The sequence below is a fragment of the Streptomyces sp. NPDC056734 genome, assembly GCF_042790455.1.
Lineage (GTDB): Bacteria > Actinomycetota > Actinomycetes > Streptomycetales > Streptomycetaceae > Streptomyces.
The window spans coordinates 1-19,444 of sequence record NZ_JBHTZD010000017.1 but is presented as its reverse complement, the minus strand read 5'-3'; the positions used below and the strand labels follow the sequence as shown (position 1 = coordinate 19,444).

Annotated in this window: 20 protein-coding genes; 10 read left to right on the top strand and 10 right to left on the bottom strand. The window is 71.6% G+C overall.

Annotated elements, in window-relative coordinates; genetic code table 11:
* The first annotated feature begins 829 nt into the window (after positions 1 to 829).
* A complete protein-coding gene (locus ACFRFC_RS25190) occupies positions 830 to 1,702 on the top strand; it encodes a C40 family peptidase (RefSeq protein WP_382680273.1) in 873 nt (290 codons plus the stop codon).
* Between the two features lie 162 nt (positions 1,703 to 1,864).
* Here ACFRFC_RS25190 and ACFRFC_RS25185 read toward each other — a convergent pair whose 3' ends face one another.
* Positions 1,865 to 3,736 carry an FAD-dependent oxidoreductase gene (locus ACFRFC_RS25185; protein WP_382680272.1) on the bottom strand — a complete coding sequence of 624 codons (1,872 nt, stop codon included), beginning with the start codon at positions 3,734 to 3,736 and terminating at the stop codon, positions 1,865 to 1,867.
* A gap of 147 nt (positions 3,737 to 3,883) precedes the next feature.
* Between ACFRFC_RS25185 and def the strand changes: the two genes are divergently transcribed.
* Positions 3,884 to 4,510 (top strand): peptide deformylase, encoded by a 627-nt coding sequence (gene def / locus ACFRFC_RS25180; RefSeq protein WP_382680271.1) that lies wholly within the window; start codon positions 3,884 to 3,886, stop codon positions 4,508 to 4,510.
* A 34-nt stretch (positions 4,511 to 4,544) separates the two neighbouring features.
* On the opposite strand, the gene ACFRFC_RS25175 is transcribed toward def, so the two are convergent.
* Positions 4,545 to 5,885 (bottom strand): geranylgeranyl reductase family protein, encoded by a 1,341-nt coding sequence (locus ACFRFC_RS25175; RefSeq protein WP_382680270.1) that lies wholly within the window; start codon positions 5,883 to 5,885, stop codon positions 4,545 to 4,547.
* Between the two features lie 48 nt (positions 5,886 to 5,933).
* On the opposite strand from ACFRFC_RS25175, the gene ACFRFC_RS25170 reads away from it, so the two are divergent.
* Positions 5,934 to 6,440, top strand: a complete 507-nt coding sequence (locus tag ACFRFC_RS25170; protein WP_382680269.1) for a GNAT family N-acetyltransferase — start codon at positions 5,934 to 5,936, stop codon at positions 6,438 to 6,440.
* A 141-nt stretch (positions 6,441 to 6,581) separates the two neighbouring features.
* A complete protein-coding gene (locus ACFRFC_RS25165) occupies positions 6,582 to 6,893 on the top strand; it encodes a PASTA domain-containing protein (RefSeq protein WP_382680268.1) in 312 nt (103 codons plus the stop codon).
* A gap of 94 nt (positions 6,894 to 6,987) precedes the next feature.
* Here the strand turns inward: ACFRFC_RS25165 and ACFRFC_RS25160 are convergent, their stop codons facing one another.
* On the bottom strand, positions 6,988 to 7,686 hold the full coding sequence (locus ACFRFC_RS25160; RefSeq protein ID WP_382680267.1) for a demethylmenaquinone methyltransferase: 699 nt from the start codon (positions 7,684 to 7,686) through the stop codon (positions 6,988 to 6,990).
* A gap of 149 nt (positions 7,687 to 7,835) precedes the next feature.
* Here ACFRFC_RS25160 and ACFRFC_RS25155 point away from each other — a divergent pair, with 149 nt between their 5' ends.
* Positions 7,836 to 8,825, top strand: coding sequence for a chitinase (locus tag ACFRFC_RS25155; protein WP_382680266.1), 990 nt, complete (start codon positions 7,836 to 7,838; stop codon positions 8,823 to 8,825).
* 277 nt (positions 8,826 to 9,102) lie between these two features.
* Here the strand turns inward: ACFRFC_RS25155 and ACFRFC_RS25150 are convergent, their stop codons facing one another.
* The 5 genes from ACFRFC_RS25150 to ACFRFC_RS25130 form a co-directional block, all read right to left on the bottom strand.
* Entirely contained in the window at positions 9,103 to 9,705 is a 603-nt protein-coding gene (locus ACFRFC_RS25150; RefSeq protein WP_382680265.1) for a hypothetical protein, read from the bottom strand.
* Positions 9,706 to 9,720: 15 nt separating this feature from the next.
* Positions 9,721 to 10,935, bottom strand: coding sequence for a cyclic dehypoxanthinyl futalosine synthase (gene mqnC, locus ACFRFC_RS25145; RefSeq protein ID WP_382680264.1), 1,215 nt, complete (start codon positions 10,933 to 10,935; stop codon positions 9,721 to 9,723).
* Positions 10,936 to 11,074: 139 nt separating this feature from the next.
* Positions 11,075 to 11,794 (bottom strand): prepilin peptidase, encoded by a 720-nt coding sequence (locus ACFRFC_RS25140; RefSeq protein WP_382680263.1) that lies wholly within the window; start codon positions 11,792 to 11,794, stop codon positions 11,075 to 11,077.
* 3 nt (positions 11,795 to 11,797) lie between these two features.
* A complete protein-coding gene (locus ACFRFC_RS25135; RefSeq protein ID WP_382680262.1) occupies positions 11,798 to 13,459 on the bottom strand; it encodes a serine/threonine-protein kinase in 1,662 nt (553 codons plus the stop codon).
* A 178-nt stretch (positions 13,460 to 13,637) separates the two neighbouring features.
* Positions 13,638 to 14,486 (bottom strand): menaquinone biosynthetic enzyme MqnA/MqnD family protein, encoded by an 849-nt coding sequence (locus ACFRFC_RS25130; protein WP_382680261.1) that lies wholly within the window; start codon positions 14,484 to 14,486, stop codon positions 13,638 to 13,640.
* A 307-nt stretch (positions 14,487 to 14,793) separates the two neighbouring features.
* On the opposite strand from ACFRFC_RS25130, the gene ACFRFC_RS25125 reads away from it, so the two are divergent.
* A complete protein-coding gene (locus ACFRFC_RS25125) occupies positions 14,794 to 14,997 on the top strand; it encodes a cold-shock protein (RefSeq protein WP_003992177.1) in 204 nt (67 codons plus the stop codon).
* 154 nt (positions 14,998 to 15,151) lie between these two features.
* On the opposite strand, the gene ACFRFC_RS25120 is transcribed toward ACFRFC_RS25125, so the two are convergent.
* The gene (locus tag ACFRFC_RS25120; RefSeq protein WP_382680260.1) at positions 15,152 to 15,718 is read right to left on the bottom strand and encodes a helix-turn-helix domain-containing protein; all 567 of its coding nucleotides are present in this window, start codon (positions 15,716 to 15,718) and stop codon (positions 15,152 to 15,154) included.
* Positions 15,719 to 15,823: 105 nt separating this feature from the next.
* Between ACFRFC_RS25120 and ACFRFC_RS25115 the strand changes: the two genes are divergently transcribed.
* From ACFRFC_RS25115 to ACFRFC_RS25105, 3 genes are read left to right on the top strand one after another with little or no spacing between them, the layout of a single operon-like run.
* Positions 15,824 to 16,522 (top strand): AzlC family ABC transporter permease, encoded by a 699-nt coding sequence (locus ACFRFC_RS25115; protein ID WP_382680259.1) that lies wholly within the window; start codon positions 15,824 to 15,826, stop codon positions 16,520 to 16,522.
* Complete coding sequence (locus ACFRFC_RS25110) at positions 16,519 to 16,833, top strand: AzlD domain-containing protein (protein ID WP_382680258.1); 315 nt, start codon at positions 16,519 to 16,521, stop codon at positions 16,831 to 16,833. The genes ACFRFC_RS25115 and ACFRFC_RS25110 overlap by 4 nt, the downstream gene beginning before the upstream one ends.
* 52 nt (positions 16,834 to 16,885) lie before the next feature.
* Positions 16,886 to 17,548: a class I SAM-dependent methyltransferase gene (locus ACFRFC_RS25105; protein ID WP_382680257.1), complete on the top strand. Its 663-nt coding sequence runs from the start codon at positions 16,886 to 16,888 to the stop codon at positions 17,546 to 17,548.
* A 72-nt stretch (positions 17,549 to 17,620) separates the two neighbouring features.
* Here the strand turns inward: ACFRFC_RS25105 and ACFRFC_RS25100 are convergent, their stop codons facing one another.
* Entirely contained in the window at positions 17,621 to 18,511 is an 891-nt protein-coding gene (locus ACFRFC_RS25100; RefSeq protein ID WP_382680256.1) for a LysR family transcriptional regulator, read from the bottom strand.
* 176 nt (positions 18,512 to 18,687) lie between these two features.
* Here ACFRFC_RS25100 and ACFRFC_RS25095 point away from each other — a divergent pair, with 176 nt between their 5' ends.
* A complete protein-coding gene (locus ACFRFC_RS25095; RefSeq protein WP_382680255.1) occupies positions 18,688 to 19,284 on the top strand; it encodes a DUF6817 domain-containing protein in 597 nt (198 codons plus the stop codon).
* Positions 19,285 to 19,444 lie beyond the last annotated feature (160 nt).

The window sequence follows — 19,444 nt, the reverse complement described above, 5'->3', positions numbered from 1 at the left end:
CACGGGGTATTACACAAGCTTTGTGATCTCCACCACCTGACGAAGGATCATGAAGTCGGATGAGCGGTGATCTTCGCACTGGAAGCAGTCGAGCGATCACCAATCGCGACATCTTCGCTCGTCAGGGCAGCTCAGAGGGGTCGTCTCAATATCAAGAGAGTTCCGCTGCATGCAAATTGGTGCCGGATGGGTGGGCTTGATAGTGGGGCGCATTCACACCTCGGAGGGGTGCGGGGCGAGATGTGGACGTGTGCACACATTCACGAGCGGTCCGGGACCGACCCGGGACCCACCCCGACATCCGCCCCGGGACCCGCTCCACCACCCGGCGCGGACGCCGACCCGGACGTCACCCCGGAGCCGACCGCGACCCGACCCGGACGGCACCTCGAACCCGGTCCGGACGCCACCCCGGACCCGGTCCGGACGCCACCCCGGACCCGGTCCGGACGCCACCCCGAATCCGTTCCAGACCGATCCAGACCGATCCGGACCCGATCCGGACCCGATCCGGACCCGGCGGCCGACCCACCGGACTCCACGCCACCCCTCACACCGATCAAGGACAAGCCTTACTGGACGCAACAAGCACCGGTAACCGTTCCGTGACCTCCGCCACATTCATGAGAGGGGGATGAGAACGGGTGTTGGCCAAGAATCGCAACAGGTGGTAGGTGCGGGGCAATTCGGACGTATCAATGAAAGCCCATGATCACAGGCGCATTACGGCCGGTCCACAATGTCCGTTACGGCGTCAATAAAGAGTGACACGCCCGGGATTCATCACACCGACTGAACAACTGTGGCGCAGGACACGTTTCTTGAAGGTATGGAGGAGCCCCTGATACCGGTTAGTCCCATGTCCCACACCGCTCACATACGCAGCCACCGGAAACCCCGGCCCCGCAGCGCTTCGTCGCTCGCGATGCGCGCCGGAGTGGCCGGTGGCATCCTCAGCACCGTGGCAGTCGGCTCCGCCGCCTCGGCGAACGCCGCCGAGCCGGTGACGCAGACCCTCGAACTGCCCACCCTGACGGCCGACCTGTCCGTCCAGGTGTCCAAGTCCGCGTACGCCACGCAGCTGGCCGCCGCGAACTACGAACTCCAGGCCGAGCGCGACGCCGCCGCGGCCAAGGCCGCCCAGCAGGCCGAGGCCGACCTCGTGGAGGCGAAGGCGAAGGCCGAGGCCAAGAAGAAGGCCGAGGAGGAGGCCCGTAAGGAGGCCGCCGAGAGCGCCGCGCGTGACGCCGAGGCCGCCGCGGTCGCCACCACGGCCTCGACGCCGTCGTCGTCCACCGACAGCAGCACCGGCACCGGCACCGAGTCGACCGCCTCGGCCCCCGCGAGCGGCAGCGTCGCGACGGTCATCGACTTCCTCAAGGCGCAGCTCGGCGACGCCTACGTCATGGGCGCCACCGGCCCCAGCGCCTGGGACTGCTCCAGCCTGGTGCAGGCCGCGTTCAAGCAGGTCGGCGTGGATCTGCCGCGTGTCTCGCAGGACCAGTCGATGGTCGGCACCGAGGTCGGCACCTCCAACCTCCAGGTCGGCGACATCCTGTACTGGGGCGGCAAGGGCTCCGCGTACCACGTGGGTGTGTACATCGGGGACGGCCAGTACCTGGACGCGGCCAACCCGTCCAAGGGCGTGGTCATCCAGGACCTCTCCGGCTACCCGGCGTCGGGCGCGGTACGCGTGCTCTGACCTGCCCGAGGCGCAGGACGCACAAGCGAAGGGACCGCAGCCGCCCCGGGCAGCGGTCCCGCCCTGCTTTCCTCTCGCGGGGCGCTTCTCCTTGCGCGGCGCTTCCCCTCACGGGACGTTTCCCCTCACGGGACGCTTCCCTTCGCGGGACGCCCGCCCCCGTCACCCCAGATCGAACGTATTGGGCAATCCCAGCCGATACCGCACCTCATCCACCCGCTTCAGCGGCTCGAACTCCGGTGGGCGGTACAGCTCGAACAGCCGGCAGCGCTCCGCGTCCGAGCCCTCCGCGTCCAGCAGGGCGTTCACGGCGTGCCGGGCTGACTCGTTGGCGCCCTCCATGGACGCGAGATCCACGTCGGTGCGGACATAGTCCCCGGCGAGGAAGAAATTGGGCACCCGGGTGCGGGCCGTGGGGCGGTTGTGCAGGGTGCCGGTCGGGTGGACGAGCAACTGCTCCCGGTTCTGCGGGTCGGGGCCGCCCAGGCCGGTCACCGCCGGGTCCATGAACCAGCCGAGGCGGTCGGCGTCGGTGAGAGTGGTCTTGCCGGAGTCGTTGAGGCTGTCCTTGAGCTGGGCCCAGAGTTCGGCGACCACCTCGTCCCGAGTGCACTCGCGGGCCGTCTTGCCGTACAGGATGCCCGGCTTGTCCCACTCGGAGATGATCGCGGAGAGGCAATCGCGGGCCCGGCCGTCGCCGTAGTCGCGGGCGAAGTCCCGGCCGTCCCAGAACTGCGCCTGGCCGATCGCGGTCACCGACCAGGGCGAGTCCAGGCAGTTGATGTGGCCGTGCACGACGGGGGTGGGGGTGCGCAGGTAGAACATCACGCCGGTCATCCAGTCGGTGGTCAGCGCGTCGCAGCGGGCGAGCTGCGGGTCGGCCGCGCGCAGGGCCGGTCCCCAGGTCCGCCGGGCGTGCTCGACAGGCAGCGCGCAGACGTAGTGGTCGGCATGGATCGTACGGCTGTGTCCGCCCTCCCGGGCCGCGACCCGTACGCCGGTGATCTGTCCGGCGGCGTACTCGATCTCCCGTACCTCGGTGCCCAGGACGAACTCCACCCCCAGTGAGCGCAGATAGTCCTCCCACGGGTCGATCCACGCCTCGCTGGTCGGGGCGTTGAGGACGCGGTCGATGTCGGCGTCCGGGCCGTCCAGGCCCCGGCCGAGCAGGCCCCACAGCAGCAGGGCCTCGATGATGACCCGGCCGACCGTACGGGTGGAGGCGACCTCGGCGCGGGTGGCGACCAGGTTGCGGGTCTGGCCGATGCCCAGCAGGGTGCGGTACTCGGTGCTCATCTCCTCCGCGCGGATGAAGTCCCACCACGCGGTCCGCTCCCACTCGTCCTCGCGCCGGGCGTCGCAGCTGGTGAGGTGGACCAGCACCCGGCCGGCGAAGTAGGCGGCCTCATGGGCGGGCAGCCGGGTGCCGAGGTCCAGGACCGACAGCAACTGGTCGCGGATCCAGCTCGGAGTGAGGCTGTCCAGGGCGGGCGGGGTCGTCACGCGGCGCAGCGGGAAATGCAGGTCGGGCCTGCCGTCCGCGCGGGCGAACAGGGCCTCGGTGCCGCTGCGCAGGTTGCCGCGGACGCCGTCGGCGTTGCCGGGGACCGGGATGCGGCGCATGGTGTCCGGAAGGTTCCGATAGAAACCCGGGAAGAAGCGGAAGCCGTGCTCGCCGGGAAGGGGTGCGCGCCCTCCGGTGGCGGTGCCGGGGACGTCCATCGAGCGGGCCTTGCCGCCGAGTTCGTCGTAGTACTCGTAGACGGTGACGTGGTAGCCGCGCTCGGCGAGTTCATGGGCGGCGCTGAGGCCGGAGACGCCACCGCCGAGGACGGCCACGCGCTTGGCGGGGGTGGCGGCTGCGGCACCGGTCGTCCCGAGGGCGAGGAGACCGGTGGCGGCGCCCGTTCCGGCGAGGAAACGGCGGCGGGTGGAACTGCCGCCCCGCCGAAGAGGCCCCTGGGAGTTCCGGGGGTCCTGGGAGTGGTGTGGGGGGTGGTGTGGGGAGGGGTGTGGGGGGTGTTCTGTCGTCATGAGTAGGGGAGGGTACGGACGGGCGGCCGGGGCCGAAAGGACGGTTACCGGCCAGCCACGTCAACAGACCGCCAGGCCAACGACCCAGCGAGCCAAACGACCCAGCAGGCCGACAGGCCAGCATGCCGACAGCAAGGAGACAGAGAAATGCCCAGTGTTTTCGTCCAGGGACGACCCGTCGGTTCCTACCCCTCGCTCGCACCCGAGGCCCGGCGCGGGACGGTACGGCGGATCACCGAGGTCGGTGCGGAGGTGCTGCACAAGCCGTGCCGGGACGTCACCGAGTTCGGACCGGATCTCGCCGCGCTGATCAACGACATGTTCCTGACCATGTACGTCGCCGAGGGGGCCGGACTCGCCGCGAACCAGGTCGGGGTCGATCTGCGCCTCTTCGTCTACGACTGCCCCGACGACGACGGTGTCCGGCATGTCGGACACATCGTCAACCCCGTGCCGGCACCGCTCGACCCGACCGGGCGACGCCTGATCGAGGAGGGCGAGGGCTGTCTGTCAGTGCCGGGTGCCACCATGGAGGTACCGCGCCCGGACCGCGCGGTGGTGCGTGGATACGACAGGGAGGGCGCCCCACTCCTGATCGAGGGCACCGGCTACTTCGCCCGCTGCCTCGCGCACGAGACCGACCATGTCAACGGGCAGGTCTACCTCGACCGGCTGTCACGAAGGGACCGGAAGGAGGCGCTACGGCAGGCGACGGACCGCCGGGAGGACGTCTACGCCCGCCGGGCCGCCAAGGAACGCTCCCTGACGGCCTGAGGCCCGATCCCCCGGCCCTCGCCTCCGGAGGGCGTCACGCCCTCGGCGCCACCTTGCTCAGCCCATTGATGATCCGGTCCATCGCGTCCCCGCCCGTCGGATCGGTGAGGTTGGCGAGCAGCTTCAGCGTGAACTTCATCAGGAGCGGATGCGTCAGCCCCCGCTCCGCCGCGAGCTTCATGATCTTCGGGTTGCCGATCAGCTTCACGAAGGCGCGGCCCAGCGTGTAGTAGCCGCCGTAGGTGTCCTTCAGGACCTGGGGATACCGCCGCAGGGCGATCTCCCGCTGGGCCGGGGTGGCGCGGGCGAACGCCTGGACGACGATGTCGGCGGCGATCTGGCCGGACTCCATGGCGTAGGCGATGCCCTCGCCGTTGAAGGGGTTCACCATGCCGCCGGCGTCGCCGACCAGCAGCAGCCCGCGCGTGTAGTGCGGCTGGCGGTTGAAGGCCATGGGCAGGGCGGCGCCGCGGATCGGGCCGGTCATGTTCTCCGGGGTGTAGCCCCACTCCTCCGGCGTGGAGGCGCACCACGCCTTGAGCACCTCGCGCCAGTCCAGCTCCTTGAAGGAGGAGGAGGTGTTCAGGACCCCGAGGCCGACGTTGGAGGTGCCGTCGCCCATGCCGAAGATCCAGCCGTAGCCGGGGAGCAGCCGGTCCTGGGCGCCGCGGCGGTCCCACAGCTCCAGCCAGGACTCCAGGTAGTCGTCGTCATGGCGGGGCGAGGTGAAGTACGTCCGCACCGCGATGCCCATCGGGCGGTCCTCGCGGCGGTGCAGGCCCATCGCCAGGGACAGCCGCGTGGAGTTGCCGTCGGCGGCGACCACGAGGGGTGCGTGGAAGGTGACCTCCCGCTTGTCCCCCGCGTCGCCGAGCTTGGCGTGCACGCCGGTGATCCGGCCGGTGCGGTCGTCCACGACGGGGGCGCCGACATTGCAGCGCTCGTACAGGCGTGCGCCCGCCTTCTGGGCCTGCCGGGCGAGCTGCTCGTCGAAATCGTCCCGCTTGCGGACCAGTCCGAAGTTCGGGTACGCGGCCAGGTCCGGCCAGTCCATCTGGAGCCGGGAGCCGCCGGCGATGATGCGCAGCCCCTTGTTGCGCAGCCAGCCGGCCTCCTCGGAGATGTCGATGCCCATGGCGACCAGCTGCTTCACGGCCCGCGGGGTGAGCCCGTCGCCGCACACCTTCTCGCGCGGGAACGCGGTCTTCTCCAGCAGCAGGACGTCGAGTCCGGCCCGGGCCAGGTGGTACGCCGTCGTGGAACCGGCCGGTCCGGCGCCCACGACGATCACATCGGCGGTGTTGTCCGACAGAGGCTCGGTCACGACGGGATCTCCCCAAAGCTCGAAATCTGCGTGCCGACGGGCACTGGACATGGGCAGTCTATTCAGCAGAATTGATCAACCGGCCGAAGGGGATGCCTCGTGAACTCAGCTCCACCCGTGGTACGACTGCGCGTCCCCACCGACGAGGACGCGGTCGCCTGGCATCGCGTCTTCGACGACCCGGACGTCATGGAGTTCCACGGCGGCCGGTCCGCAGAGTTGTCCGTCTACGAGGAGCTGACCGCACGCCAGCGCCGTCACGACGCCGAGCGCGGCTTCTGCCTGTGGACCGTGCTGGACGAGCACGACCGGGTGCTCGGCTTCACCGGCGCCCAGCCGTGGCCCGGTGAATGGGGTCCGCAGGGCGAGATCGAGATCGGCTGGCGGCTGGGCCGGGAGCACTGGGGCAAGGGGTACGTCACGGCCGCCGCGCAGCTGACCCTGGAGCGGCTCCGGACCACCGGCACCACCAGCGTGGTCGCCATGGTCAACTCCCGCAACGCCCGCTCGATCGCGGTGACCCAGCGGCTCGGCATGCGTCTCGCCGAGACCTATATGACCCCGGCCACCCAGCAGAAGGGCCACTGCTACCGGCTCGACCTCTGACCGCCCTCATACCGGAGGGCTACCGAGAGTAGTGGTCGGCTACGGAAAGACACTTGACGCTTCCGGACGGCACCCCGGGCGGTTACCCTGCCAGTACCGCAGGGGGTGACATCTGTGCGCATACCACCCAAAACACCCGAAGTGCGCGTGCCGAAGCTCGTCGGACTGATGGCCGTGGACGCCCGCGAGGCCGCCGAGACGCACGGAGTCCTGCTCGCCGCGCCCGACCGACCCGACTTCCATCTCACCGTCGTGGACTACGTCGTACGGCAGTACCCGCCGCCCGGCGTGGAGGTGCCGCGCGGCGCGGTGGTCACCGTGTGGTTCGACCTGGACGAGGGAGCGGGCGGGGGCGGCGCGGGAGTGCGTGAGCCCAGGGTGCCGAGGCCGCCGAGCGGCGGAATGCAGCGGGAACTGGACGCACCCGGGGACGCCTTCGAGCCGATGCACTGAGGAGCGGCGGCGGCCACGGACAGGGCCGCCAGCCCACCGGACGGGACCGTCAGCCCGACAGGGCCCTCGGCCCACCCCACCCCGCACAGGGCCCTCAGCCCACCGCCTTGAACCCCCGGTGCAGCGCCACCACGCCCCCCGTCAGATTCCGCCACGCCACCTTCGACCAGCCCGCCGCCTGGAGCCGCTCGGCCAGTGCGGGCTGGTCGGGCCAGGCGCGGATCGACTCGGCGAGATAGACGTACGCGTCCGGGTTGGAGCACACCGTACGGGCCACCGGCGGCAGCGCGCGCATCAGATACCCGGAGTAGACGGTCCGGAAGGGCGCCCACGTCGGCTGGGAGAACTCGCAGATCACCACGCGTCCCCCGGGCCGGGTGACCCGGTACATCTCGCGCAGCGCGGCGTCGAAGTCCTGCACATTGCGCAGCCCGAACGAGATCGTCACCGCGTCGAAGACCTCGTCCCGGAACGGCAGCCGCGTCGCGTCCCCCGCCGTGAACGGCATCCAGGAGTGCCGCTCCTTGCCGACCTGGAGCATCCCGAGCGAGAAGTCGCACGGCACGACATACGCGCCCGCACGCGTGAACGGCAGCGACGAGGTCGCCGTACCGGCGGCCAGGTCCAGCACCTTCTGCGCGGGCCGGGCGTCGACGGCCTTCGACACCTCCTTGCGCCACACCCGGTCCTGGCCGAGCGACACCACGTCGTTGGTCAGGTCGTACCGTCTCGCCACGGCGTCGAACATCGAGGCGACTTCGTGCGGCTGCTTGCTCAGGGAGGCGCGGGTCACGGATCCATTCTTGCAGCCGCTGCCGCGCGGGCCCGTCCCGGCTCCGCGTGAAGTCGATCGAGAAAACCGGGGCTTTCGGCCACCTCGCCGAACACGACGACATACCTTGTCCCCCATCTGCCGTGACAACGAAAGCGAATGGGTGTGCGATGAGGGCGCTGCTGAAGCCGGCGGCCGGGCTGGGCCTGGTGCTGGCGCTCACGGGATGCTCCGGCGAGGCGGAGAGCAAGGGCGAGGACACGGACCCGGCGTCCGCCGGCAAACCGTCCGCCGCCGACGGCACCGCGTACGCCCCCTACGTCATCGCCACCACCCCCTCGCTGGTCGACGGGGCCGGGTCGCCACAGTCGTACAACCTGGCCTTCGTCCTCTCCGACGGTGAGGGGTGCACGCCGATGTGGGACGGGGTGGTGGCGATCGACGACGCGGCGATACCGACCCGCGTCTCGATGCTCACCGGCTCCGGCGCCGATGTCCGGGTCTCCTTCGGCGGGGCGGACGGCGATGAACTGGCGTCCGTCTGCGGCAGCGCGCGGGAGCTGGCACGGGCGTACGGCGAGGCGCTGGACGCGGTCGACGCGACCAAGGCCGACTTCGACATCGAGGGCGACGACCTCGGCGACGCCGGGTCGGTCGGGCTGCGCAACGAGGCGATCGCGCTGCTCCAGGAGGAACGGGCCGGCCTGGAGGTGTCGTACACCCTGCCGGTGATGCCCGCCGGGCTCGATGAGGGCGGCCTGGACCTGCTGGCGTCCGCCGGGGACCACGGGGTGGAGGTCGGCACGGTCAATCTCATGACCATGAACTACGCGGAGTCCCTCGGCGGCGACATGGGCGACTACGCCGTCGAGGCGGCCGGTGCGGCGCACGCGCAGCTGACGGAGGTGCTGGGGTGGAGCGAGGCCGAGGCGTGGCAGGGCATGGCCCTGACCTCGATGATCGGCGTGAACGACGTCGAGGGCGAGACCTTCACCGTCGAGGACGCCGGGCAGGTGCGGGCCTTCGCCGAGGAGAAGGGGATCGGGTGGGTGTCGATGTGGGCGGCGTACCGGGACCGGGCGTGTGCGGAGGGGCAGACGACGGAGTGCAGTGGGGTGGAGCAGGAGGAGGGGGCGTTCGGGGAGGCGTTCGGGGGGTGACGGGGGCTGGCGCGGTGCGGTGTGGGTGGGTGCGAGTTCGGGTGCGGGTGCGGGTTTGGGTGCGGGCCGGTGGGGGCTTGTCGCGCAGTTCCCCGCGCCCCTGAAAAGACAGGCCCGCGCCAGCCAGCCTCGCGGCCCCAGAGAGCAAGCCCGCGCCCCTGAAAGGACAGGCCCGCGCCAGCCAGGCTCGCGGACCCAGAAAGCAAGCCCGCGCCCCCGAAGCCAGCCCCGCGCCCCCAGGAAGGGCAAGCCCTCCCCACCCCACCCCCGATGCGCGCTACCGCCGCCGATACACGATCCGCCCCGCCACCACCGTCGCCACGCACGTCCCCGCGCCCCTCTCCGCCAGCTCCCCCGCATCCCGGACGTCGAAGACGGCGAAGCGGGCGGCGGAGCCAGGCTCGCGCTCCGGGGGGAACTCCACCGGCGGCGGGCAGGCGAAGGGGTCCAGGGAGGGCGGTCCCTCGGGGGCGCCCAGCCGTCCCACCACCCCCATCCCGGAGCGCCGTACGGCGGCCTCCACGGGCGGGCGGGTCGGCGCCCCGGCCACCGCCACCGTCCCGTGCGCCAGCATCCGCTGCACTCCGCGCCGGGCGCTCGCGCCCCACCGGGTGTCGTCCATCGGGAGGGCGGCCAGCGCGTCGCCGGTGAGGGGCTCGGTGCCCAGGTCGGCGGCCTCGCGCGGGTCGGGGTGGTAGGCGTGGTCGAGCAGTTCGGGGCCGTAGAGGTTCATGAGGCCCGGGGTGAGGATGCCGGGCCATTCGCGCAGCCGGGCGCCGGGGTGTCCGGCCAGCAGTTCGGCCACCGGCCCCACCGCCGTGATCCACTCCCCGCGCACCGCGAAGGCGTGGCCCCGCCCGTCGGCGTGGATCGTCAGCACCGCAGCGGCTCCGGGTCAGCCGGAGGCGAGGAGCTTCAGCTCGGGGTGAGCCGTGCCGCCCTCGATCGCCGTGGAGGAGATGTGCGACATCACGCGCGCGTCGACCGGGTCGTCCGCCGGGTCGTCGTGCACGACGAGGTGCTCGTACGTGGTGGCGCGCTGGGCCGGGACCCGGTCGGCGCCGCGGATCATCTCGATCATCTCCAGCAGGTTGGAGCGGTGCTTGGCACCGGCCGCCGAGACGACGTTCTCCTCCAGCATGATCGAGCCGAGGTCGTCGGCGCCGTAGTGCAGGGTGAGCTGGCCCGCGTCCTTGCCGGTGGTGAGCCAGGAGCCCTGGATGTGGGCCACGTTGTCGAAGAAGAGCCGGGCGACGGCGATCATCCGCAGGTACTCGAAGATGGTCGCCTGGGTGCGGCCCTTGAGGTGGTTGTTCTGGGGCTGGTAGAGGTACGGGATGAAGGCGCGGAAGCCGCCCGTCCGGTCCTGTACGTCACGGATCATCCGCAGATGCTCGATGCGCTCGGCGTTGGTCTCGCCCGTGCCCATCAGCATGGTGGAGGTGGACTCGACGCCCATCCCATGGGCGGTCTCCATGATCTCCAGCCAGCGCTCGCCGCTCTCCTTGAGCGGGGCGATGGCCTTGCGGGGCCGCTCGGGCAGCAGCTCGGCACCGGCTCCGGCGAAGGAGTCGAGCCCGGCGGAGTGGATGCGCCGGATGGCCTCCTCCACCCCGACCTTGGAGATCCGGGCCATGTGCTCGACCTCGCTGGCACCCAGGCTGTGGATGACGAGCTGCGGGAAGTTCTTCTTGATCGCCGCGAAGTGCTCCTCGTAGTACTCCACGCCGTAGTCCGGGTGGTGCCCGCCCTGGAACATGATCTGGGTGCCGCCCAGTTCGACGGTCTCGGCGCAGCGCCGCAGGATGTCGTCCAGGTCGCGGGTCCAGCCCTTGTCCTTGGCCTTCGGCGGGGCGTAGAAGGCGCAGAACTTGCACGCCGTCACACAGACGTTGGTGTAGTTGATGTTCCGCTCGATGATGTACGTCGCGATGTGCTCGACCCCGGCGTACCGGCGGCGGCGTACGGCGTCGGCGGCGGCGCCCAGCGCGTGCAGCGGGGCGTCCCGGTACAGGACGAGCGCCTCCTCCGGCGTGATCCGCCCACCCTCGGCGGCCCGGTCGAGGACGGCTGTGACATCGAACGGCATGAGGTCGGCCTGCTCGCTCACCGAAGCGTCCCTTTCGTCAAGGGTCAGGGACTTTGTCCCAGGTCTGGACGGACTGAACCAGCCTACGTCAGCGGACTTTCCCCCATACCCTCAGCCCGCGACGCCCGCCACGACACACGCCCCCCGCACCCCGATGCCGTCAGCCCGCGGCGCCCGCCACGACCACCCCCGCATACGCCCCGGCGAGCAGAAACGGCCCGAACGCGATCGCCGTCCCCCGCCCCGCCCGTCGTACGGCGATCAGCGCGCCCGCGTACACCGCGCCGCCCGTGAACCCCGCGAAGGTGCCGAACAGGACCGTCGGCCAGCCGTACCAGCCGAGGGCCGCGCCCGCGACGAGGGACAGTTTCACGTCGCCGAAGCCCATGCCGGAGGGGTTGACGAGGTGGAGGGCCAGAAAACCGGCGGCCAGCGCGGCGGCGCCGAGCAGGGCCGTCTGCCAGTCGCCCGCGTGGGCGGGGAACAGGGCGGCGAGGCCCAGCAGCGCCGGGACGGCCGCCGCCAGGGGGAGGGTGAGGACGTCCGGGAGGCGGTGGACGCGCCGGTCCACGAGCGCGAGGAGCACGCCGGGCGGGAGGACCAGCAGCCAGACCGCCAGTTCCGGGCGGAGCCCCGTCGCCAGCGCCGCGCCCCCGCACAGCAGGGCCGTCACCGTGGCCGGGAGCAGGGCGGAGGGGGCGTACGGCGTAGGGCAGTGGGGGCAGGTCGCGCGGCCCAGCCAGCCGGGGAGCGGGTGGCCCTGGGGGCAGGCGTCCCGCCATGGCTCCTCCGGGGGGACGGAGAGACGGTACGCCGCCCGGGGCAGCAGCGCGCCGGTGACGGCACCCCAGAGCAGCGCGGCCACGACCGTGATCCCCACGGGTCACTCGACCTTCGTCAGCCGGGCCGTCGGCTCGCCGGAGTCGGTGCTGTCGGAGGAGTATGTGAGGTCGTCGCCGACCGGGGTGAGGGTGACCATGTGCGGGGTCTGGGAGCAGGTGGCCGGGTTGCCGTCGATGCCCTTGGCCTCCGCCACGACCTCGTGCTGCGCGGCGCTCTTCAGGCTGAGTTCGTCGACGCAGACACCGCCGAGGGGGTCGGTGTTCCTGACTTCGCCCAGCCGGCCGCCGATCTCGGTCTGCTCGACGACGAGACGGAAGGTCCCCATGGGGACGGCCCCGTCCAGGCCCGCGCCCGCGCCCTCCCAGGTGCCGAGGTGGGACGCGGGGACCCGGTCCATGGCCTCGCCGTCGGCCGCCGTCGACCCGGCGCTCGGGGACGGCGATGCCGCGCCGCCGTCGGCGCTGGCCGAGGGGCCCGTGTCGCCGCCGCCCGGCATCAGGTCGAAGAGGAAGGCCGAACCGACGGTCACCGCCGCCAGCGCCGCGGCCGCCCCGAGCGCCACCGTGCAGCTGAGCCCCCGGCGCCGCCCGGACACACCGCCCCCGGTGGTCGACGCCACGGAGACGGATATGCGGCTGGCTGCGACGCCCGGACCCGGCTCCGGCACAGGTGTGGCGTCCCTCGGCTCCGGCTCCGGTACCCGTACGGCATCCCTCGGCCCCGTGGCCCCCATCACCGGCGGCGGCCCGAACTCCCCCACCGCCACCCTGCTGAACGCCACCGGCCCCGACGACACCGCGTCCTGCGCCGCCTCCAGATTCAGCAGGCGTACGGCGCCCCGGCTCACCTGTTCCACCAGCGGTCCCGGCAGCCAGCCGCCCGCGACCAGCCGGGCCGCGCCCTCGGGGGCCAGCCGGGCGGCGATCTCGGCGGGGGCGGGACGGCCCGCCGGGTCCTTGCGCAGGCACTCGGCGACCAGATCGCGCAAGGTGCCGTCGAGGCCGGTCAGTTGCGGCTCCTCGTGCACGACCTTGTAGAGCAGCGCCGCCGTGGTGTCCCCGGGGAAGGGCGGCTCCCCGGTCGCCGCGTACACCAATATCGCGCCCAGCGAGAAGACATCGGCCGCGCCGGTGATCCCCTTGCCGAGGATCTGCTCGGGGGACATATAGCCCGGGGAGCCGACGGAGACACCGGTGGAGGTGAGGGACGCGGTGCCGTCGATGGCACGGGCGATGCCGAAGTCGATCAGGAGGGGGCCGTCGAGGGTCAGCAGCACGTTGGAGGGTTTGACGTCCCGGTGCACCAGGCCCAGTTCGTGGACGGCGGTCAGCGCCTCGGCGAGGCCCGCGCCGAGGGTGCGTACCGAGTGCGTGGGCAGCGGGCCGCCGTCGGCTATCGCCGTGGTCAGCGAGGGTCCGGCCGCGTACGCCGTGGCCACCCAGGGCACCGGCGCCTCGGGGTCGGCGTCCAGGACGGGCGCGGTCCACGCGCCGCCGACCCGCCGGGCGGCGGCGATCTCGCGGCGGAAGCGCTCGCGGAACTCCTCGTCCAGCGCGAAGTGCGGATGGACGATCTTCACGGCGACGGTACGGCCGCCCGCGCTGCGGCCGAGATAGACCCGGCCCATGCCGCCGGACCCCAGCCGGCCGAGCAGCCGGTAGGGGCCCACGACGGACGGTTCATCGGCTCCGAGCGGCTGCATGGCGGCCTCATCCCCCTGTGTGCCCGATCCCCTGTGTACCGGTCCCTGTGTACCAGTCCCGGTGTGCCGTCCCCTGTGTGCCGTCCCCTGTGTGCCGGTCCCCTGTGGTGCCCGTACGCGCCTGCTGCCCGGAAACGTATGAGCAGCAAACCTGCCCGGGACACCCATGGCCGGGACCTCAGGGGCGCAGCAGTTCCACCGTCACGTCCGACGGGAGACCGGCCGTCGGGCCGACCCGGCGGGCGAACTCCTTGACCGCCGCCAGCTGCGGCGGGCCGAAGTGGAAGTCGAGGGTGGTGAAGTACCGCTCCAGGACCTGCTCGTCGAACTCCTCCCAGCGGGCCGCCTGCTCGGCGACCTTGCCGACCTCCTGGCGGGACAGTTCCAGCGAGGACAGAAACGCCTGGTGCACCTGGCGGGTCAGCTCGGGCTCGCGCTCCAGGTAGTCGCGCCGGGCGGCCCACACCGCGAAGACGAACGGCAGCCCGGTCCACTCCTTCCAGAGCGAGCCCAGGTCGTGCACATCGAGGCCGTAGCGCGGCCCGTCGTGGAGATTGGCCCGCAGCGCCGCGTCACCGATGATGACGGCGGCGTCGGCCTCCTGCATCATCACGCTGAGGTCGGGCGGGCAGGTGTAGTAGTCGGGCTGTACGCCGTAGCGCTCCGCCAGCAGCAGCCGGGCGAGCCGCACCGAGGTGCGGGAGGTGGAACCGAGGGCGACCCGGGCGCCGTCGAGCCGGTCCAGCGGGACCTGGGAGACGATCACACAGGACATGACGGGGCCGTCGCAGCCGACCGCGATGTCGGGGAACACCACCAGGTCGTCGGCGTTCTTCAGGAACTCCGCGACGGGGATGGGGCCGATGTCGAGATCACCGCGGACCAGTCGCTCGCTGAGCTTCTCCGGAGTGTCCTTCGTCAGGTCGAAGTCGAGGAGGGTTCCGGTTCGCGCGAGCCCCCAGTACAGGGGCAGGCAGTTCAGGAACTGGATGTGGCCGACGCGCGGCCGGATGCGAGAATTGTCCACACCGCGAGGCTAGACCCTGGGTGGTGCCCTGCCGGGTGCGGCCCTTGCCGCTGGGGCGTCGCCGCCGTCACCGTCCCGCATGGCCGTTCAAACACCCGGGTGACGTGATCTTGACCTCTATTGCATTCCGTCGCGTGCGTGCTAGGCTCGCCGCAAGTTGCAGTTTGGTTTCCCTTGCAGTACAGAGCCTGCGGAGCATGTGACCGCGGGCTCTCGTCGTTCTTGGACTTAGGGCAGTTGTGCAGAATTACATCTTCACACTTGCTGGTTCTGGAGCAGGGCAACCCTTTGGGCCCAAGGAGGGCTTATGGCTACCGGAACCGTGAAGTGGTTCAACGCCGAAAAGGGCTTTGGTTTCATCGCCCAAGAAGGCGGCGGCCCCGACGTCTTCGTCCACTACTCCGCGATCAACGCGAGCGGCTTCCGCTCCCTTGAGGAGAACCAGCAGGTGTCTTTCGACGTCACTCAGGGCCCGAAGGGCCCGCAGGCGGAGAACGTCACCCCGGTCTGACCGGTCTGATTTCCTCGGATCCAGGATCGAGCGCAGTACCCAAGGAGCCCCGCGCCGTAAGGCGCCGGGGCTCCTGCCCCTTTCTCCCCCGGAACCCGGCGACACCCCGAACCCGGCGAGATGAATTCTTCGGGAATTGCCCCCGGGCCGCCCCTCACACGTGCTGCATGATCAGGACGAACCGCGTGCCCGGTACCAGCCCCCGGTACGAATGGGCGACATCCCCGCGATAGGTCATGTAGTCCCCGGCGTCCAGTTCTTCCTCGGCGCCGCGCGGCCCGGCTTTCACCCGTCCGGCCGCCACCAGGAGATGTTCCACCGTTCCCGGAATATGCGGCTCCGATTCATGGGCGGCGCCGGGTTCGATCTGTACGTCGTATACGTCGCGCCGGGCGCCGGGCGGGCTCGCGGAGAGCAGCGCGGCCGAGTAGCCGGTCTGCCCGGAGCGAACCGCCGGGCCCTGTCCGGCCCGGATCACCCGGACGGCCGGGGCGGGCGGCTCCACCAGCGCGCTGAAGGGCACGCCGAGCGCCACCGCCAGCGCCCAGATGGTCTCCATGCTCGGATTCCCGGCGGCCGCCTCCAGCTGACTCAGCGTGGACTTGGCGATTCCGGCCCGTTTGGCCAGCTCGGAGAGGGAGATCCCGGCGCGGGTGCGCTCCCGGCGCAGGGCACCGGCGATCCAGTCGAGGGGGAGTCGGGGTGGGGGGGTGCCGTCCATCGCGGGTTCCCTTCACTGAGTCGGCTCGCCGAGCCGGTTGGTTCGGTGGACCGGTCATTTCGTTCGCCTTGACGAACACTACCCTGTCCGTTCACTGTGGAGAACATGCGTTCGCTACTCCGAACACCGCTGCTCCGAACCCCCAGGGATCTGCTCCGGGACGCCTCGCTGGTCTGGCTGGCCAGTGGGGTCGTCGGTGTGTCCTTCGGGGCGGTCTCCGTGGCGGGCGGGCTGCCGGTGTGGGTGCCGGTGCTGATGTCGGTGCTGGTGTACGCGGGATCGGCCCAGTTCAGCGCGGTCGGGGTGCTGCTGGCGGGCGGTGGCCCGGTGGCCGCCGCGGCGACCGGCCTGCTGCTCAACACCCGTACGGTCGCTTTCGGCCTCGCCGTGGCGGAGGTGCTGGGGCGCGGGCGGGTGGCGCGGCTGCTGGGGGCGCATCTGGTGACGGACGAGACGGTCGCCTTCGCCCTCGCGCAGGAGGATCCCCGGCGGCGCCGGGCCGCGTTCTGGATCTCCGGTATCGGTCTGTTCGTGGTGTGGAATCTCGGGGTCCTGGCCGGGGCGCTGGCGGGCGGCGCGCTCGGCGACACCGCGCGCTACGGCCTCGACGCGGCCTTCCCCGCCGTACTGGTGGCCCTCGTGCTGCCCACGCTGCGCAAGGACGCGGCGGTGCGGGGGGCCGCGCTGGCCGGCGCGGGGGTGGCGCTGGCGGTGACGCCGCTGGTGCCGTCGGGACTGCCGGTGCTGCTGGCGCTGGCCGGGCTGGCGCTGTACGGGCGGCGGCGGGAGGTGGTGCGGGCGTGAACGCGACGGTGGCGATGATCCTGGCGCTGGCGGTGGGCACGTATGCCTTCCGGCTGGTCGGGCCGGTGCTGCACGGGCGGGTCGAGCTGCCGGATCGGGTACGGGGGCTGCTGGCGGCCGGGGCGGTGGTGCTGCTGGCGGCGCTGCTGGCGACGGGTGCGCTGACGGAGGGCGGCGGTTTCGCGGGCTGGGCGCGTCCGGCGGGGGTGCTGGTCGGGGGTGTGCTGGCGTGGCGGGGGGTGCCGTTCGTGGGGGTGGTGCTGGGGGCGGCGGGGGCGACTGCGCTGCTGCGGTTGGCGGGGGTGGCTTGATCGGCACCGGGTCGTCGGGCGGCTGTCAGTGGGGTCGCCTAGGGTGCCCGCCATGACGGACACCGAGACCGACGCGAGCGCCGAGAAACTGACCGAGATCTTCTACGACGCCATCGCCGGGGAATACACGGAGATGGCCCGTACGGACCTGGCGGACAAGCCGCTGGAGCGGGCGCTGATCGGCGCGTACGCCGAACTCGTGCGCGATCAGGGCGAGGTGGCGGACCTGGGCTGCGGGCCCGGGCTGACGACGAAGTACCTGGCGGAACTCGGGCTGCCGATGCGGGGCCTGGACCTGTCGGAGTCGATGCTGACGGTCGCCCGGCGCGAGAATCCCGGGCTCCGCTTCGAGCGGGGCTCGATGCTGGCGACCGGGATCGCGGACGCGTCGCTGGCCGGGGTCGTGTCGTACTACTCGTCCATCCACACTCCGCTGGACCGGCTTCCGGCGCTGTTCGCCGAGTTCCATCGGATTCTGCGGCCGGGCGGATATCTCTTCCTCGCTTTCCAGGTCGGGGACGAGCCCCGCACGCTGGATCGTCCCTTCGGGCATCCCGTCACCCTCGATTTCCGGCGGCGCCGCCCCGAGCGGATGGCGGCGCTGCTGGAGGAGACGGGGTTCGTGACGCACTCCCGTACGGTCCGCGACACGAACCCGGACAGCGATGAGACGACCCCGCACGCGTTTCTGATCGCGGGACGCCCTCGCCGCTAACGACGGATGCGGCCCGCGCCTGGGACCGGTTCCTCGGCCGCGCGGGGCGCTGACGGTCCCGTACCGGACGACTCACACCGCGACCGTTTCCGCGAAGGCTCTGGCCAGGGGTGACAGGGCCGACCAGCGGCGGACCGCCCAGCCGACGGTCAGGGGGCGGAGTTCGGGGAGCGGGACCAGGCGCAGGTCTCCGGTGGGTGGGGTGGCGGTGCCGTTGATGTGCAACCTGGGCAGGGCGGGGACCACCGCTCTGCCCAGGCCCAGTTCGGCCAGCAACAGGGCCGTGTCCCAGTCGGTCACGCTGGTGTCGAAGGAGAAGCGGACGCCCAACTCCGCGCAGCCCGCGTCCAGTTGGGAGGCGGACGTGGAGTTCGGGGGGAGCCGGATCAGGCGCAGGTCGGCGAGTTCGCGGACCTGGGCGTGGGGGCGGCCGGCGAGGGGGTCGTCGGCCCGTACGGCCAGGACCCAGGGCAGGTCGACCACCGCCCGCTGTTCGATGCCCCGGACGGGCGGGCCGAGGGTGACCCAGGCGAGGTCGAGTTCGCTGTCGGTGAGGGCGTCGAAGCAGGCCCGGCTGGAAGGCTCCGTACGGAATTCGAGGCTGGCCTCGGGATAGCGCTGGCGGAAGGCGACGACGGCGTCGGCCATGAAGTGCCGGACGGTCGTGGCGCCGGTGGCGACGCGGACGGAGCCGGTCTCGCCGTCGGCGAGTTCGCGCAGGTTGCGCAGGGCGAGATCGAGTCCGGCGAGTCCTTCGGAGGCCGCCGCCTCCAGGATCTGACCGGCGCGGGTCGGGGCGACGCCACGCGGCTGGCGTTCCAGCAGACTGACGCCCGTCTCGCGCTCCAGGCGTTTCACATGCTGGCTGACCGCCGACTGGGTCACCCCGAACTGCCGGGCCACCGCGCTCAGACTGCCCGCGCGGCACACCGCCACGAACACTCGCAGATCCTCAAGGGTCATAACTCCAAGCTAACACTGGGGTGTTGCGAGGAATCCTTAGGATTGACTAAGCGGATGCGGCGTTGGGACGATCGATCAATGGGGAGCCGGCCGCTCCCCCGGGGCGGCAACCCGCCGTCCGTTCCTCACGCCCCTGGTCCGGACCCGGGGGTGGTGCGGGGCGGGTGCCGACCCCCATGAGCCGCGTCGGAAAGGGGACCACCGTGCCCTCCGTACAGCCGCGCAAAGGGACGGCCGCGCCGCCGTCCTCCCACACCCGTGCCGCGACGCTGCTGCGGCATCTCGGGGCGGACTCGCTGCCGCATCCCGGCGGGACCTTGTACGCGCATCTGGACCGGGTGCATCTGAGGCTGGCCCGGTGGCAGGCGCGACCCGCGCTGCAACTGGCCGGGTTCTGCCATGCGCTGTACGGGACGGACGGTTTCGCGAAGGCGTTGCTGCCACTGGACCGGCGGGGCGCGATCGCCGCCGCGATCGGGGCGGAGGCGGAGGCGCTGGTGTATCTCTACGCGAGCTGCGATCGGGGGGCGACGTATCCGGGGCTGCCCGAGGGGCCGTTCCATGACCGGTTCACGGGGGTGGTCCGGGTGCTGCCGTCGGGGCGGCTGCGGGACTTCGCCGAGCTGACGGCCGCGAACGAACTCGATATCGCCACGCAGGACGAGGACTTCCGGGCGCGGTACGGGCGGGAGCTGCTGGCCCTGTTCACTCGGATGCGGCCGTTGCTGGGGGAGGGGGCTTGGGGGGATTGCCGGGCGGTTCTGCGGGGGTGAGGGGTGAGGGGGGTGAGGGGTGGGGGAGGTTGAGGGGCTGGGTCCTGGTGCTGGGCTGCGGCTGCGGTGCCGCACACGGCCCCGGGGCCGTCCGCACGACTCCCGGACCGCCCCGGGGCCCGGATTCCATGGCCCGGGAACGGGTGAAGGGGGCAGGGGT

What these genes read in the sequence shown, in the direction of transcription:
- ACFRFC_RS25190 (WP_382680273.1), top strand. Translation starts at nt 830, where the DNA reads ATGGAGGAGCCCCTGATACCGGTTAGTCCCATGTCCCACACCGCTCAC.
- ACFRFC_RS25185 (WP_382680272.1), bottom strand. Translation starts at nt 3,736, where the DNA reads ATGACGACAGAACACCCCCCACACCCCTCCCCACACCACCCCCCACAC.
- def (WP_382680271.1), top strand. Translation starts at nt 3,884, where the DNA reads ATGCCCAGTGTTTTCGTCCAGGGACGACCCGTCGGTTCCTACCCCTCG.
- ACFRFC_RS25175 (WP_382680270.1), bottom strand. Translation starts at nt 5,885, where the DNA reads ATGTCCAGTGCCCGTCGGCACGCAGATTTCGAGCTTTGGGGAGATCCC.
- ACFRFC_RS25155 (WP_382680266.1), top strand. Translation starts at nt 7,836, where the DNA reads ATGAGGGCGCTGCTGAAGCCGGCGGCCGGGCTGGGCCTGGTGCTGGCG.
- ACFRFC_RS25135 (WP_382680262.1), bottom strand. Translation starts at nt 13,459, where the DNA reads ATGCAGCCGCTCGGAGCCGATGAACCGTCCGTCGTGGGCCCCTACCGG.
- ACFRFC_RS25125 (WP_003992177.1), top strand. Translation starts at nt 14,794, where the DNA reads ATGGCTACCGGAACCGTGAAGTGGTTCAACGCCGAAAAGGGCTTTGGT.
- ACFRFC_RS25120 (WP_382680260.1), bottom strand. Translation starts at nt 15,718, where the DNA reads ATGGACGGCACCCCCCCACCCCGACTCCCCCTCGACTGGATCGCCGGT.
- ACFRFC_RS25115 (WP_382680259.1), top strand. Translation starts at nt 15,824, where the DNA reads ATGCGTTCGCTACTCCGAACACCGCTGCTCCGAACCCCCAGGGATCTG.
- ACFRFC_RS25105 (WP_382680257.1), top strand. Translation starts at nt 16,886, where the DNA reads ATGACGGACACCGAGACCGACGCGAGCGCCGAGAAACTGACCGAGATC.
- ACFRFC_RS25100 (WP_382680256.1), bottom strand. Translation starts at nt 18,511, where the DNA reads ATGACCCTTGAGGATCTGCGAGTGTTCGTGGCGGTGTGCCGCGCGGGC.
- ACFRFC_RS25095 (WP_382680255.1), top strand. Translation starts at nt 18,688, where the DNA reads ATGAGCCGCGTCGGAAAGGGGACCACCGTGCCCTCCGTACAGCCGCGC.